The organism is Ideonella lacteola, assembly GCF_038066555.1.
GTDB lineage: Bacteria > Pseudomonadota > Gammaproteobacteria > Burkholderiales > Burkholderiaceae_C > Ideonella > Ideonella lacteola.
The window spans coordinates 122,659-138,338 of the sequence record NZ_JBBUTG010000014.1 but is presented as its reverse complement, the minus strand read 5'-3'; the positions used below and the strand labels follow the sequence as shown (position 1 = coordinate 138,338).

Annotated in this window: 13 protein-coding genes; 10 read left to right on the top strand and 3 right to left on the bottom strand. The window is 66.0% G+C overall.

Features of this window, described 5'->3' with window-relative positions; translation table 11 throughout:
- Positions 1-17: 17 nt before the first annotated feature.
- A complete protein-coding gene (locus tag AACH06_RS20350) occupies positions 18-695 on the bottom strand; it encodes a GntR family transcriptional regulator (protein ID WP_341427593.1) in 678 nt (225 codons plus the stop codon).
- Between the two features lie 308 nt (positions 696-1,003).
- Between AACH06_RS20350 and scpA the strand changes: the two genes are divergently transcribed.
- The 8 genes from scpA (at position 1,004) to AACH06_RS20310 (ending at position 9,814) form a co-directional block, all read left to right on the top strand.
- Positions 1,004-3,163, top strand: a complete 2,160-nt coding sequence (scpA, locus tag AACH06_RS20345) for a methylmalonyl-CoA mutase (RefSeq protein WP_341427591.1) — start codon at positions 1,004-1,006, stop codon at positions 3,161-3,163.
- Positions 3,164-3,192: 29 nt separating this feature from the next.
- Positions 3,193-3,660 carry a GNAT family N-acetyltransferase gene (locus AACH06_RS20340; protein WP_341427590.1) on the top strand — a complete coding sequence of 156 codons (468 nt, stop codon included), beginning with the start codon at positions 3,193-3,195 and terminating at the stop codon, positions 3,658-3,660.
- A 98-nt stretch (positions 3,661-3,758) separates the two neighbouring features.
- Positions 3,759-4,760: a methylmalonyl Co-A mutase-associated GTPase MeaB gene (gene meaB, locus AACH06_RS20335; protein WP_341427632.1), complete on the top strand. Its 1,002-nt coding sequence runs from the start codon at positions 3,759-3,761 to the stop codon at positions 4,758-4,760.
- A gap of 30 nt (positions 4,761-4,790) precedes the next feature.
- Positions 4,791-6,323: an acyl-CoA carboxylase subunit beta gene (locus AACH06_RS20330; protein ID WP_341427589.1), complete on the top strand. Its 1,533-nt coding sequence runs from the start codon at positions 4,791-4,793 to the stop codon at positions 6,321-6,323.
- A 4-nt stretch (positions 6,324-6,327) separates the two neighbouring features.
- A complete protein-coding gene (locus tag AACH06_RS20325) occupies positions 6,328-7,113 on the top strand; it encodes a YdcF family protein (RefSeq protein WP_341427588.1) in 786 nt (261 codons plus the stop codon).
- 39 nt (positions 7,114-7,152) lie between these two features.
- Complete coding sequence (locus AACH06_RS20320; protein WP_341427587.1) at positions 7,153-7,284, top strand: hypothetical protein; 132 nt, start codon at positions 7,153-7,155, stop codon at positions 7,282-7,284.
- On the top strand, positions 7,277-9,340 hold the full coding sequence (locus AACH06_RS20315) for an acetyl-CoA carboxylase biotin carboxylase subunit (RefSeq protein WP_341427586.1): 2,064 nt from the start codon (positions 7,277-7,279) through the stop codon (positions 9,338-9,340). The genes AACH06_RS20320 and AACH06_RS20315 overlap by 8 nt, the downstream gene beginning before the upstream one ends.
- A gap of 9 nt (positions 9,341-9,349) precedes the next feature.
- Entirely contained in the window at positions 9,350-9,814 is a 465-nt protein-coding gene (locus AACH06_RS20310) for a VOC family protein (protein WP_341427585.1), read from the top strand.
- Between the two features lie 33 nt (positions 9,815-9,847).
- On the opposite strand, the gene AACH06_RS20305 is transcribed toward AACH06_RS20310, so the two are convergent.
- Both AACH06_RS20305 and AACH06_RS20300 read right to left on the bottom strand, forming a co-directional pair.
- Entirely contained in the window at positions 9,848-10,156 is a 309-nt protein-coding gene (locus tag AACH06_RS20305; RefSeq protein ID WP_341427584.1) for a hypothetical protein, read from the bottom strand.
- Positions 10,157-10,351: 195 nt separating this feature from the next.
- The gene (locus AACH06_RS20300) at positions 10,352-12,382 is read right to left on the bottom strand and encodes an alpha/beta hydrolase family protein (protein ID WP_341427583.1); all 2,031 of its coding nucleotides are present in this window, start codon (positions 12,380-12,382) and stop codon (positions 10,352-10,354) included.
- 98 nt (positions 12,383-12,480) lie between these two features.
- Between AACH06_RS20300 and AACH06_RS20295 the strand changes: the two genes are divergently transcribed.
- Positions 12,481-14,412, top strand: a complete 1,932-nt coding sequence (locus tag AACH06_RS20295; RefSeq protein WP_341427582.1) for a propionate--CoA ligase — start codon at positions 12,481-12,483, stop codon at positions 14,410-14,412.
- A 309-nt stretch (positions 14,413-14,721) separates the two neighbouring features.
- Positions 14,722-15,654 carry a LysR family transcriptional regulator gene (locus tag AACH06_RS20290; protein WP_341427581.1) on the top strand — a complete coding sequence of 311 codons (933 nt, stop codon included), beginning with the start codon at positions 14,722-14,724 and terminating at the stop codon, positions 15,652-15,654.
- The last annotated feature ends 26 nt before the right edge of the window (positions 15,655-15,680 follow it).

Here is a 15,680-nt window from a genome sequence, read left to right as displayed (position 1 = left end):
CGTGGTGCGAGCAAGCTTCAGCCGGCCTGTTTGACGGGCACGGGCTCGGGCACGGGCGCGGCGGCGGCCAGGCCGTTGACGAAGTGCTCGCGCATCAGCTGCGCGGCTTGGGCCGGGTCACGTGCCTCCAGCGCCTGCATCACCGCGCGGTGCTCGGCCAGTGATTCGGCGATGCGCCCCTGCTTGAACAGCGAGTGGTGGCGGTTGAGCTTCATCACCTTGCGCAGGTCGCCCACGATCTGGTTGCGCCAACGGTTGCCGGCAATGGCGAGCAGCCGAAGGTGGAACTGTTCGTTGGCAGCGAAGAAGGCATCGCGTTGACGCGTTTGCTTCTCGAGCTTGTCGTGCAGGGCACGCAACTCGGCGATCTCGGCCTCGGTGGCACGCTCGGCCACTTCGGCCGCGGCGTCGGATTCGAGCAGCCCGAGCAAACGGTAGACCTGGTGCACGTCGGCCGTCGACATCTCGGTGACATAGGCGCCACGGCGCACCTTCATCGTCACCAACCCCTCGACGGCCAGCACCTTCAAGGCTTCGCGCAGCGGCGTGCGGCTGATGCCGTAATCCTGCGCGAGCTTCAGTTCGTCGATCCAGCTGCCGGGCTCGAGCTCGCGGTTGAAGATCTGCTCGCGCAGCCGCTCGGCCACCTGTTGGTACAGGGCGCGTGGAGCGAGCAAGGTGTCGGCGGTGGGCACGGCGGGCGAGGCGAACGGTGGCGGTGTGAAGGGCTCGGGCCGGGCTGGCCGCCAACCCTGATCGACACGCCACGGCGAGGGCGTGGGCGTGAAGAGGGGAGGGCGCTGGGTGGAGAGTCAGCTCGGCGTCAAACTTGAATTCATAATTATGCATAACGTATCATGCAAGGCAAGCACGCGCTCGCGCCGCCCGGCGAGCCGGGCCGGCAGACCGGATCCAGGGTGGCTCGCCGCTCCACCGGTCGAAGGTCACGGATGGTCGATGGCCAGTAGTCGCCGCCGCCAATGCGTGCAGCCCAGGAGAACCCATGAGTGATTCGAACGAGTTCAGCCCCGCCACGCTGGCACAGTGGGCCAAGGCCGCGGCCAAGTCGGCGCCCCAAGGGGATGTGCAGGCGCTGAACTGGGTGACCCCCGAGGCCATCACCGTCAAGCCGCTGTACACCGCCGAGGACACCGCAGGCCTGCCCTACGCCAACACCCTGCCGGGCTTCGAGCCGTTCATCCGTGGGCCGCAGGCCACCATGTACGCGGTGCGCCCGTGGACGATCCGTCAGTACGCCGGTTTCTCCACCGCCGAAGAATCCAACGCCTTCTACCGCAAGGCGCTCGCCGCCGGCGCCCAGGGTGTGAGCGTGGCCTTCGACCTGGCCACCCACCGTGGTTACGACTCCGATCACCCGCGCGTCACGGGTGACGTGGGCAAGGCCGGCGTGGCGATCGATTCGGTCGAAGACATGAAGACCTTGTTCGACGGCATCCCGCTGGACAAGGTCAGCGTGTCGATGACGATGAACGGCGCCGTGCTGCCCGTGCTGGCCGGCTACGTGGTGGCGGCGGAAGAGCAGGGGGTGTCGCAGGACAAGCTCTCGGGGACGATCCAGAACGACATCCTCAAGGAGTTCATGGTCCGCAACACCTACATCTTCCCGCCCGAGCCGAGCATGCGGATCATCGGCGACATCATCGAGTACACGGCCAAGAACATGCCGAAGTTCAACTCGATCTCGATCTCCGGCTATCACATGCAGGAGGCGGGGGCCAATCAGGCGCTCGAGTTGGCGTTCACGCTGGCCGATGGCAAGGAGTATGTGAAGACCGCGCTCGCCAAGGGCCTGGATGTCGATGAATTCGCCGGGCGCCTGAGCTTCTTCTGGGCCATCGGGATGAACTTCTATCTCGAGATCGCCAAGATGCGCGCCGCGCGCCTGCTGTGGTGCCGCATCATGAAAGGCTTCGGCGCCAAGAACCCCAAGAGCCTGATGCTGCGCACCCACTGCCAGACCTCGGGTTGGTCGCTGACCGAGCAAGACCCGTACAACAACGTCGTCCGCACCACCATCGAGGCGATGGCGGCTGTGTTCGGCGGCACGCAGTCGCTGCACACCAATTCGTTCGACGAGGCGATCGCTCTGCCCACCGAGTTCTCGGCCCGCATCGCCCGCAACACCCAGCTGATCATCCAGGAAGAGACCCACATCACCAACGTGGTCGACCCGTGGGCGGGCAGCTACATGATGGAGACGCTCACCCAGGAGATGGCCGACAAGGCGTGGGCCATCATCGAAGAGGTCGAAGCGATGGGGGGCATGACCAAGGCGGTGGACTCGGGCTGGGCCAAGCTCAAGATCGAGGCGAGTGCGGCCGAGAAGCAGGCACGCATCGATTCGGGCAAGGACGTCATCGTCGGCGTCAACAAGTACAAGCTGGCCAAGGAAGACCCGGTCGACATCCTTGAAGTCGACAACGTGCGGGTGCGTGAACAGCAGGTGGCGCGTTTGCATCAGATCAAGGCGACACGCGATACGCCCAAGGTGCAAGGCGCTCTTGCGGCGCTCACGCGGGCGGCCCAATCGGGGCAGGGCAATCTGCTGGATCTGAGCATCCAGGCCATCCGCCTGCGCGCCACCGTGGGCGAGGTGAGTGATGCGCTGGAAGTGGTTTTCGGCCGTCATCGGGCCGACATTCAAAAGGTGACCGGTGTGTACGCTGCCGCCTATGACTCCGCCGAAGGTTGGGAAAAACTGCAGGGTGAGATCGCAGCGTTCGCCGATGCCGCGGGCCGCCGCCCTCGGGTGATGATCGCCAAGCTGGGGCAGGACGGCCACGACCGCGGTGCCAAGGTGGTGGCCACCGCTTTCGCCGACCTGGGCTTCGATGTCGACATGGGCCCGCTCTTCCAGACGCCGGAAGAGTGCGCGCGCCAGGCGATCGAAAACGATGTGCATGCGGTGGGCATCTCCACACTCGCCGCGGGCCACAAGACCCTGGTGCCGGCCATCATTGCCGAGCTGAAGAAGCAGGGCGCCGAAGACATCATCGTGTTCGTCGGTGGCGTGATTCCGCAGCAGGACTACGGCTTCCTCTACGACGCCGGGGTCAAGGGCATCTATGGCCCGGGCACGCCCATCCCGGTGAGCGCGAAGGATGTGCTCGAACAGATCCGTGCCGCGCAGGGCGCGGCCTGATACCGGGCTTATCGACGTAAGCTGTCCCGATGCCCGTTTCCCACCTGAACAGCCGGCCCGATCTGGCGCTGGCCCCTGCACGCGACGATGATTTCGAGGCGCTGCTGGCGCTTCGCTTGGCGGCGATGCGCGAAAGCCTCGAACGCGTCGGTCGGTTCGACCCGCAGCGCGCGCGCGAGCGCCTGTCGCGGGGCTACCAGCCCGCTCACACCCGCCACATCCTGCGCGACGGCGAGCTGATCGGCTTCGTGGTCGTCGTTCCCCGAGACGAAGGCTGGCTGCTGGACCACCTGTACGTGCACCCGAGTGCGCAAGGCGAAGGTGTGGGCTCGTGGGTGCTGGCCCAGGTGCTGGCCGAGGCCGACGCAGCGCACAAGTCCGTCTCGGTGACGGCCCTGAAGCACAGCGACGCCAACCGCTTCTACCAGCGCCATGGCTTCGAGCTGCAGGCCGAAGGCGAGTGGGATTGGTACTACCTGCGAGCGGCGAAAGAATGACCTCCCCCCGCAGCGCCTTCGGCGCTCCCCCCCAGGGGGGCGCCCCGAGCAGCCCGGCTGAGCCGGCTTCGCCGCGGCCGCTGGGAGGCGGCGGGGCGTTGCCCGCCGCGGATGCGGCGCTGCTGGCGCAAGTCACCTGTGGTGACGCCGTGCCGCGCCGCCGCGCCATCGCCAAGACCATCACGCTGCTCGAATCCACCCGGGCCGATCATCGGGCGCGTGCTGATGACCTGCTGAACGCCCTGTTGCCCCACACCGGCCGCTCGTTCAGGCTCGGCATTTCGGGCGTGCCTGGGGTGGGCAAGTCGACCTTCATCGAGGCGCTGGGCCTGCACCTGATCGGCCTCGGCCACCGCGTGGCGGTGCTGGCGATCGACCCGTCGTCCAGCGTGTCAGGCGGCTCGATCCTGGGCGACAAGACGCGCATGGAGCGGCTGTCGGTGCACGAATCGGCCTATATCCGTCCCAGCCCTTCCAGCGGCACGCTCGGCGGTGTGGCCGAGCGCACCCGGGAAAGCCTGCTGGTCTGCGAAGCGGCCGGCTACGACATCGTGATCGTCGAAACCGTGGGGGTCGGCCAGAGCGAAACCGCGGTAGCAGGCATGACCGACATGTTCGTGCTGATGCAGTTGCCCAATGCCGGCGACGACCTGCAGGCGATCAAGAAGGGCGTGATGGAGCTGGCCGATCTGGTGGTGATCAACAAGGCCGACATCGACGAAGCCGCTGCCACGCGGGCGCGGGCCCAGATCACGTCGGCGCTGAGGCTGTTCGGCCTGCATGGCCACCAGCCCCACGATGACACCGTGTGGCACCCGAAGGTGCTGCAGCTCAGTGCCTTGAAATCGCACGGGGTCGATGCCTTCTGGCAGACCGTCAGTGAGTACCGCGACCTTCAGACACGCACCGGCCGCCTCGCGCAACGGCGGCGAGGCCAGGACGAAGCGTGGATGTGGGAGCGCGTCGACGCCGGCTTGAAGGCGCGATTCCGGTCACACCCGGCGGTGCGCGAGCACCTGCCGGCCTTGCGCGACGACGTGAGGCAGGGCACGGTCGCGGCCTCGGTGGCCGCACGCCGCCTGCTCGATCTGTTTCATTGAATCTCGATTCCGTACCGAGGAGAACAACACATGCACGACATCCAGCAGATGCTCGAGGAAAAGCGCGCCAAGGCGCGTCTGGGCGGCGGCGAGAAGCGCATCGCGGCGCAGCATGCGAAGGGCAAGCTCACCGCGCGTGAACGGCTCGAGCTGCTGCTGGACGAAGGCAGCTTCGAGGAATGGGACATGTTCGTCGAACACCGCTGCGCCGACTTTGGCATGGCCGACAACAAGATCCCCGGCGATGGTGTGGTGACGGGCTACGGCATGATCAACGGCCGGCTGGTGTTCGTCTTCAGCCAGGACTTCACCGTGTTCGGTGGTGCGCTCTCCGAAGCCCACGCCGAGAAGATCTGCAAGGTGATGGACCAGGCGATGAAGGTCGGCGCGCCGGTGATCGGCCTGAACGATTCGGGCGGCGCGCGCATCCAGGAAGGGGTGGCCTCACTTGGTGGCTACGCCGACGTCTTCCAGAAGAACGTGCTTGCCTCGGGCGTGATCCCGCAGATCTCGATGATCATGGGCCCGTGTGCCGGCGGGGCGGTGTATTCGCCGGCCATGACCGACTTCATCTTCATGGTGAAGGATTCGTCGTACATGTTCGTCACCGGGCCCGAGGTGGTGAAGACGGTGACCCACGAGGAGGTGACCGCCGAGGAGCTGGGCGGCGCGCTCACCCACACCGGCAAGAGCGGCGTGGCCGACCTGGCGCTCGAGAACGATGTCGAAGCCTTGTTGATGCTGCGGCGCTTCTTCAACTACCTGCCGCTGAACAACAAGGAAAAGCCGCCGGTGCGTCCGAGCGGCGACCCAGCCCACCGCGTGGATCTTTCGCTCGACACGCTGGTGCCCGACAACCCGAACAAGCCCTACGACATGAAGGAGCTGATCCTGAAGGTGGTCGACGACGGCGACTTCTTCGAGATTCAGCCCGACTACGCGCAGAACATCGTCATCGGTTTCGCCCGGATGGAAGGCGGCACGGTGGGCATCGTGGCCAACAACCCACTCGTGCTGGCCGGCTGCCTGGACATCAAGAGCAGCATCAAGGCCGCGCGTTTCGTGCGCTTCTGCGACGCCTTCAACATCCCCATCGTCACTTTCGTCGACGTGCCTGGCTTCATGCCCGGCACCTCGCAAGAGTACGGCGGCATCATCAAGCATGGCGCGAAGCTGCTGTACGCCTACGCCGAGTGCACGGTGCCAAAGATCACGGTGATCACCCGCAAAGCCTACGGCGGCGCCTACGACGTGATGGCCTCGAAGCACCTGCGTGGCGACGTCAACTTCGCCTGGCCAAACGCCGAGATCGCGGTGATGGGGGCCAAGGGCGCGGTGGAGATCATCTTCCGTGAAGACAAGGGTGATCCGGCCAAGCTCGCGGCCCGCGAGGCCGAGTACAAGGCCCGATTTGCCAATCCCTTCGTCGCCGGCAGCCGTGGCTTCATCGACGATGTGATCCAGCCGCACGAGACGCGCAAGCGCCTCTGCCGCAGCCTGGTGATGCTGAAGGACAAGAAGCTGGACAACCCGTGGCGCAAGCACGGCAACATCCCCCTCTGATGCCGTGAAGCAGCCTGTGTCGCTGGGGCGTTGGGTGGGTGGCGTGCTGGGCGCGCTGCTGGTCGCCGACGCCCTGATGCTGATGGCCGACGGCCTGATGAGCCTGGGCGTGACGCTGCCGCTGGTGCTGGGCGTGGCCTTGTTGCTGCTCAGCCTGATGTGGCCGCGCTGGCAGCGCTGGCTCAGCGAGCGGCCGGTCCGTCTGCGCGTGTGGCGGTGGGGCCGTTGGGCCATGGCTGCCTGGCTCGTCAGCCTGGTCGCCTTCTGGGCCGCTTTGGCGCGCGCCTCGGTCGACGTGGTCAGCGCCGAGCCCCCCGCGGCCATCGTGGTGCTGGGCGCCGGTGCACCGAACGGCCGGCCATCGCCGACCCTGCTGGCGCGGCTGGACGTGGCACTGGCGCAGGCCGCCCGTTACCCCGCGGCGGCGGTGGTCGTCAGCGGCGGCCAGAGTTTCAGCGGCGACAGCAGCGAGGCGCAGGTGATGGGCGACTACCTGCGGGCGCAGGGCCTGGCGGCCGAGCGCATCGTTCAGGAAGAGCGCAGCACCAGCACCGAAGAGAACCTGCGCTTCAGCCAGCCCTTGCTGGTGGCTCGCGGTGTGCCGATGGATGCGACGGTGCGCCTGGTGACGAGTGACTTCCACACGATCCGGGCGCGCTGGATCGCCCGGCGTGCCGGCTATTCGCGGGTGCAGGCGGTGGGTGCGCCGACGCCGCTGTACGTTCGCTACAACGCCTGGCTGCGTGAGTACTTTGCCTTCGTCAGCGGCTTTGTGCTGCGAGAGTTCTGACGGCCGATGGGTCCGTCGAGAAGACAACAGGAGCATGTGATGTTCAAGAAGATCCTCATCGCCAATCGGGGCGAAAACGACTGCGGAGCGGGCGTTTCGGCGAAGCCAGATGGCATGGCACGCAAAGCGTGCGCAGGCGATTTCGTCTCGATGGAGAAGACCGATGTTTAACAAGATCCTCATCGCCAATCGGGGCGAAATCGCCTGCCGTGTCATCAAGACGGCCAGGAAGATGGGCATCGCCACGGTGGCGGTCTACTCCGAGGCCGACAAGGACGCGCGCCACGTCGAGCTGGCGGACGAGGCGGTGCTGCTGGGCCCGGCGCCCAGCCGCGAGAGCTACCTGGTGGCCGACAAGATCATCGCCGCGGCCAAGCAGACCGGCGCCGAGGCCATCCACCCCGGCTATGGCTTTCTCTCGGAGAACGAGGCATTCGCCAAGCGTGTCGAGGAAGAGGGCATGGTCTTCATCGGCCCGAAGCACTACTCGATCGCGGCCATGGGCGACAAGATCGCCTCGAAGAAGCTGGCGAATGAAGCGAAAGTCAACACCATTCCCGGCTACAACGACGCGATCGCCACGCCCGAGCAGGCGGTGGAGATCGCCAGGGGCATCGGCTATCCGGTGATGATCAAGGCGTCGGCCGGTGGCGGCGGCAAGGGCCTGCGGGTGGCCTTCAACGACAAGGAAGCCTTCGAGGGCTTCTCGTCCTGCCGCAATGAAGCCCGGAACAGCTTCGGTGACGACCGGGTGTTCATCGAGAAGTTCGTCGAAGAGCCGCGCCACATCGAGATCCAGGTGCTGGGCGACGCCCACGGCAACGTGGTCTACCTGCACGAGCGTGAGTGCTCGATCCAGCGCCGCCACCAGAAGGTGATCGAGGAAGCGCCGTCACCCTTCATCAGCGAGGCCACGCGCAAGGCCATGGGCGAGCAGGCCGTGGCGTTGGCCAAGGCAGTGAAGTACCAGAGCGCAGGCACGGTCGAGTTCGTCGTCGGCAAGGACCAGAGCTTCTACTTCCTCGAGATGAACACCCGCCTGCAGGTGGAGCACCCGGTCACCGAGTGCATCACCGGGTTGGACCTGGTCGAGCAGATGATCCGCGTGGCCGCCGGAGAGAAGCTGGCCTTTGGGCAGGGCGACATCCGGCGCGAGGGCTGGGCGATCGAGTGCCGCATCAATGCGGAAGACCCGTTCCGCAACTTCCTGCCGTCCACCGGCCGGCTGGTGCGGTACCAGCCGCCAGAGCAGACGCTGGAAGCCTCGGTGCGCACGCTGCAAGGCGACTTGCCTCCCGGGGGCGTGCGGGTCGACACCGGCGTGTACGAGGGCGGCGAGATCCCGATGTACTACGACTCGATGATCGCCAAGCTGATCGTCCACGGCAAAGACCGGGGTGACGCGATCGCCCGCATGCGGCAGGCGCTCAACGGCTTCGTCATCCGGGGCATCTCCAGCAACATTCCCTTCCAGGCCGCGCTGCTGGCACACCCGAAGTTCGTCTCGGGCGACTTCAACACCGGCTTCATCGCCGAGCACTACGGACACGGCTTCCGCGCCGAAGACGTGCCGCACGACGACCCGCTGTTCCTGGTGGCCTTGGCCGGATTCGTGCGCCGCAAGGCCCGTGAGCGGGCGGCCGGCATCAGCGGCCAATTGCCGGGTCACGGCGTGGCGCATGCGCCCGAGTTCGTCGTGGTGGTGCTGGGCGCCGAAGGCCAGCATCGGCACCATGCGGTGCGGGTGCTGAACTACGACGCCGCCGCGGGTTCGGCCGATGTGCATGTGGGCGAACGCCACTACGCCATCCAAAGCGGCACCAAGCTGGGTGACATCCTCATGACGGGCCGCTGCAACGGGCAGCCCTTCTCGGCCCAGGTGGAGCGCAGTTCGGCCAAGCAGCCGCTGGCCATGCGTATCGCCCACAACGGCACCCAGATCGACACGCTGGTGCTGGCCCCGCGCGCCGCCGAGCTGCTCAAGCTCATGCCTTACAAAGCGCCGCCAGATCTGTCGAAGTTCCTGCTGTCCCCGATGCCCGGCCTGCTGGTCGACGTGGCGGTGCAGCCGGGCCAGAAAGTACTGGCCGGCGAAAAGCTGGCAGTCATCGAGGCGATGAAGATGGAGAACATCCTCGTCGCCACACAAGACGGTGTCGTTGGCGACGTGCTGGCGAAAAAGGGCGAGAGCCTGTCGGTCGACCAGCCCATCCTCTCATTCGCCTGAGCCCACGCCATGAGCACGAAACCGTTTCGAATCCTCGGCATTCAGCAGATCGCCATCGGCGGCCCGAGCAAGGAAAAGCTCAGATCGCTGTGGGTGGACATGCTGGGGCTCACGGTGAAGAGCACCTTCGTCAGCGAGCGTGAAAACGTTGACGAAGACATCTGTGCGCTTGGGTCGGGCGCCCATGCCGTCGAGGTTGACCTGATGCAGCCGCTGGACCCGGACAAGAAGCCGGCCGTGCACGCGACGCCGTTGAACCACGTCGGCCTGTGGGTCGACGACCTTCCGAAGGCGGTGGAATGGATGACGGCGAACGGGGTTCGATTCGCGCCGGGCGGCATCCGCAAGGGGGCGGCCGGCCACGATATCTGCTTCATCCACCCCAAGGGAAACGACGAGTTCCCCGTGGGGGGAGAAGGGGTGTTGATCGAGCTGGTCCAGGCGCCCCCAGAGGTGGTGACGGCGCTGGGCTGATCCACCGGCGCATCCCGCGCCGGCATTCGGCACTCAGGCGTCGGCCTTGGCCTTCGACTTCGGCTTGGCGTTTGGCGGCGCTTCCTTGACTTGGGGCTTGGCCGCGACGTAGTTCACCTTGCGGACGACCTTGGCATCGGCGCCTTCGCCCTTGGTGACTTCGGTGACCTTGAAGCGGCCGAGCATCGGCACGGTCAGGTCACCCTTCTCGACCGCGACCACGCCTTCGCGGATGACGGTCAGTGCGGCCTTCACGATCTGCTCGGCCTTCTTGTCGGCCAGGTCGCCGATGACTTTGGCGTCTTTGGCGCGGATGGCCGCAACGATTTCAGAGGGCTTCAATTCAGGGACTCCTTGGAGGTGATGACTGGATGGCTGGCGATGGTTGTCACTCAGGCGCCGCCATACGCAAGAGCTGTTCCGGCTCGGCGCCCCTCCGGGCGGCTCAATCGGCCGGCGCCGCATTGTCCTCGTGTTGCCACCCCATTGCGGCGACGCAATTCGTAACTGAGCGCAATCGAGGCGCCGCGCTTCATTTCAGGGCGCTGCGGTCAGGTGCTTGGCCAGGAAGGCCTCCACCCGCCGGTAGTAGTCGGCCTTGTCGGCCGGGATCACCCAGCCATGGCCCTCCAGGTCGTAGATCTTGTAGTCCACGTTCACCCCTGCCGCCTTGGCTGCCTTGGCGAATTTGTCGGCGTGTTCAATCGGCACCCGACGGTCCTTGGCGCCTTGCACCAACAGGACGGGAACCTTGATCTCTCCGGCGCGCAACAGGGGCGAGACGCTGCGGATCTTGTCGCGATCGGCCTCGGGGTCGCCCATCAGCATGGGCAGCGTGTAGCGCCGAACTTGATCGCCCAGGTCGCTTCCCCAGGCGTTGTAGCGAAGTTCGATGTCGGTCACTCCCGCAAAGCTGATGGCGCAGCGGTAGGTCTTGGGATGCCGAATCGGGCCCATCAAGGCGGCGTAGCCACCATAGCTTGCGCCCATGATGCACACACGTTGCTCGTCGATCAGACCCTGCTTGGCTGCCCATTGCACAGCGTCCGCAAGGTCGTCCTGCATGGATTGACCCCACTGCTTGATGCCGGCGCTGAAGAGCTTGTCGCCATAACCCGTGCTGCCGCGGAATTCGGGCTCAATGACCCGGTAGCCGCGCGATGCCAGGAACTGCGCCTCTTCGTCCCATCCGCGGTCGCTACCGCGCACCCACGGGCCGCCGTGGACGAGGAGAACAGCGGGAAGCTTGTCTGTTCGCTGGGTACCGGAGGGATGAGTCACGTAGACCGGAAGCTCCAGTCCGTCCCGAGCAGCGATGCGATGGAAGCTTCGCTGGCCTTGCGATGCCTCGGCTATCCAGGGCCGAGAGGCTCCAATAGGCTCCAGCCTTTTCTCCTGCCGATCGAACAGGTAGTACTCACCCGGTACGGTGTCGGACCTTGACTGGATGACGAAGAACCGCGACGCAGAACATCGTCCGCAGATGATCTTGTTGCTCCGTCCCGCCGGGAGCGACGCGTCGATCGTCCGCTGGATGCTGTCCATGCCGTCATCGAACCAATAGCTCTGCGCCGAATCGGTCAAGAACTGGACACCCAGAACTTGGTGTGTTCGAGAGTCGCGCCGCAATGTCGCGTTGAGGTCGAAGCCTTTGACGGCCACGAGAGGATCCGGATCGAGTCGACGCGTCTTCAGATTGAAGGCGAACAGCGCTGATTCGTTTTTAGGGCTGGCACGCACCACCAACTGCTCATGGCCGTCCATGTAGAGCGGTGTCCAGACATCCTCGCGGTACGAGGCCGAGTCTTGCAGCAGGGTCCACGGCTTGTCTGAAGCTTCGCGCCAGTAGAGTTTCGAGCGACCCTCCCAGTGGGTTTGCACCACCTCTGGCTCGCCGTTCTTGCCGATGAGCCAACGGTGGACGTGGTCGAGGTCGGGGATCTGCACGGTGCGCAACAGGCCCGTTCGGGTGTTCAGGCTGGCCAGCGAGCGGCCGATGAACTCGCCGCGCCCGTCACGCATGTTCTTGTGCACCCAGACGTCGTCGCTCCCGTTGTCCATGGTGCCGTCCCAATCCCAGTGGTAGTCCAGGACGCGGGAGACGATGTGCGTGGCCTCCTTGATCTCAAAGCCACGCCAGGCGATCAGGTGCCGAGAGTTCTTTCCGTCGTGATCGACCGCAAAGGTACCTGCGCCGTACTGTCGCACCGTGGGGCCATCGCTGAAATCCACGGCTTCGTAGATCAGCCGGTCATCGTTGACCCAGCCAAAGTTGCCGATGTCGGCATCACGAAACGACGCCACCACCCTGGGTGACGTCGACGGCGGCAAATCCATCACCGCCAGGCGCTTCCGGCCTTCCGGTGAGGGCACCAGCAATGCCAGGCGTTGCCCGGAAGGTGAGAGCTGCACGCCGCTGATGGCGGGCGGACGCGAAAAGTCTTCCGCGGACGGCGGGGCCCCTTCGGCTGAGGTGGCCAGGCAGGCCGGAACGGCCAAGGCCGCCCAGACCGCCCACTGCCTGGAGCAGCGGTGGATAGTGGCAGCAGTCGGATGTTGGGTGCCCATGTGGTGTGATCTCCCTCGGCGAGCCAAGATTTTGGCTTTCCTTCGCCGCGCCACCGCGGCTTTGTTGACATTTGACAGAAGCCTGTCAGCCAAGCGAGATGAAATCCCCGTGGATTCGAAGCAAGGAGACACGGATGACAAGCTACGCCGACTTCTACCGCCGCTCGATCGACGATCGCGAAGGCTTCTGGCGAGAGCAGGCCGATCTGATTGACTGGCAGCAGCCCTTCGAGCAGGTGTGCGATCACAGCCATCCGCCGTTCGCACGGTGGTTTGTCGGCGGGGCGACGAACTTGTGTCACAACGCGGTGGATCGGCATGTGAAGGAGCGCGGACAGCAGAACGCGCTGATCTTCGTTTCCACCGAGACCCACCAGGAGCGCATCTACAGCTTTGCCGAGCTGCACACCGAGGTGCAGCGCATGTCGGCCAGCTTGTTGGCGCTGGGCGTGAAGAAGGGCGATCGGGTGCTCGTCTACATGCCGATGATCCCCGAGGCCGCCTTTGCGATGCTGGCATGCGCCCGCATCGGCGCCATCCACTCGGTGGTGTTCGGCGGGTTCGCCAGCGTCAGCTTGGCCAGCCGCATTGACGATGCAGAGCCGACGGTGATCGTGAGTGCCGATGCCGGATCGCGTGGTGGCAAGGTGGTGGCCTACAAGCCGCTTCTGGACGAGGCCATCACGCTGGCGGCGCACAAGCCGAAGAAGGTGCTGATGGTCGACCGAGGGTTGGCGCCGTTCGACCGGGTGGAAGGCCGCGACGAGGACTACGCGGCGCTGCGCGAGCAGCACCGCCACGCCGAGGTGCCGTGCGAGTGGGTGGAATCGTCCCACCCGAGCTACACGCTCTACACCTCGGGCACCACCGGCAAGCCCAAAGGGGTGCAGCGTGACACTGGGGGCTATGCGGTGGCACTGGCCGCCAGCATGAAGCACATCTTCTGTGGCCGGGCCGGCGAAACCTACTTCTCCACCAGCGACATCGGCTGGGTGGTCGGGCACAGCTACATCATCTACGGCCCACTGATCGCCGGCATGGCGACCATCATGTACGAGGGCCTGCCGATCCGCCCGGATGCCGCGATCTGGTGGAGCCTGGTCGAAAAATACAAGGTGACGGTGATGTTCAGCGCGCCGACGGCGGTGCGGGTGCTGAAGAAGCAAGACCCGGCAGCATTGAGCAAGCACGATCTGTCGAGCCTGCGTGCGCTGTTCCTGGCGGGCGAACCGCTGGACGAACCCACGGCCAAGTGGATTGCGCAGAGCCTGGGCAAGCCCATCATCGACAACTACTGGCAGACCGAGACCGGCTGGCCCATCCTCACCATCTGCAACGGCATCGAACAGGCGCCGAGCAAATTCGGCTCGCCGGGCAAGGCGGTGTACGGCTACGACGTGAAGCTGCTGGACGAAGCCACCGGCGAGGAGCTGACAGGGGCCAACCAGAAGGGCGTGGTGGCCATCGCCGGCCCGCTGCCGCCCGGATGCATGCAGACGGTGTGGCGCGACGACGCGCGCTTCGTGAAGACCTACTGGTCGAGCATCCCTGGCAAGCAGTTGTATTCCACCTTCGACTGGGGCATCCGCGACGAGGACGGCTACTTCTTCATCCTGGGGCGGACGGACGACGTGATCAACGTTGCCGGACACCGCCTGGGCACGCGCGAGATCGAAGAGAGCATCGCCAGTCACCCGGCGGTGGCCGAAGTGGCGGTGGTCGGGGTGGCCGACCAGCTCAAGGGCCAGGTGGCGATGGCTTTTGCGGTGTTGAGAGACCCCGCCCGAGCCGCTGACGACGCCTCGGCGATGAAGCTCGAAGGCGAAATCATGAAGACGGTCGACGAGCAGCTCGGCGCCGTGGCGCGGCCGGCGCGGGTGCGCTTCGTGTCGGTGCTGCCCAAGACCCGCTCGGGCAAGCTGCTGCGGCGCGCGATCCAGGCGGTGTGCGAGGGCCGCGACCCGGGAGATTTGACGACCATGGAAGACCCGGCGGCGCTGCAGCAGGTGAAAGACCTCGTCGCGCACTGATCGGCGCTTGCCGATGGGCGCCCGATGGGTGCTCGGTGAGCGCCCAGTGATCGCCCGGATTTGATCGTCGTGTTGCGGTGATGGGCTGACTTGGCGCCGACGGGGTCTGCTGCGCTATCCTTCGCCAGCCGCGAAGGCTCGCTTGGCCACATCCGTGTGCGCAATGGCGAGCCTTCGTTCACCATTGACACCGCGATGGGCTGCTGGCGCCGGGCTTACCGGTCGGGCGACAGCCCCGGCCGCACGCCCGACCAGGGCGCTCGCGGTGCGGGTGAAGGCGGCTGTCGCACCCGATTCCTGTCCGTTGTCATGCGCTTCGATCTTGTCACCCTGAACCTCGTGCTCGCGATCGCCGAGACCCGCAGCATCACGCGGGCCGCCGATCGAGAGCACCTGGCCCTGGCGGCGGCGAGCAAGCGGCTGAAAGACCTCGAGACCCGCCTGGGCGTGCAGCTGTTCGAGCGGCGCGCCCGGGGTGTCGAGCCGACCGAGGCGGGGCGCGCGCTGGTGCGGCACATCCGCAGCCTGAATGCGTCGCTGCATGCCCTGGAAAGCGAGGTGGTCGAGTTCAGCCGGGGCATCAAGGGCCATTTGCGGATCGCGGCGAATGCCGCGGCCATCGCCGAGGCGCTGCCTGCCGATCTGGCGACGTTTTCGCGCGAACACCCGCAGATCCGGATCAGCCTTGAAGACATGACCAGCGCCAACGTGCAATCTGCCGTGGCCGAAGGGCGTGCCGATGTGGGGGTGTTTGCGCCCCCACTGGTCGACCAGCGGCTGGCGACCTGGCCTTACCGGGCCGGCGAGCTGGCGGTGGTGCTGCCCCAAGGGCATGCCCTGGCGCGGGCCCGCGGCGGCTTGCGTTTCGATGCGCTGCTGGACTGCGACATGGTCGGCTTGCATATCGGCGCCTCGGTGCACGAGCTGATGCTGCAGCGGGCACTGGAGCGGGGCCGAACCCTCAATGCCCGGCTGCAGGTGAGAGGCTTCGATGCCATCGCCCAATTGGTGGGTGAGGGCCTCGGGGTGGCGGTGCTGCCGGCCGTGGTGGCCGAGCGCTTCGCCAAGCTGTTTGCCATCCAGGTGCGGCCTCTGGACGAGCCGTGGGCCCGGCGCCGCTACTTGCTGGCCGCGCAGGCGCAGGAGGTGCTGCCCGCGGTGGTGCAACGCTTCATCGATCTGCTCGCCGGCCTGGCCGCGGCCAGCGAGTCGACCGCTCCCTTGACGGGCGCGAATCCCTGACAATCGTTCATCCGGGCCGCTTGATG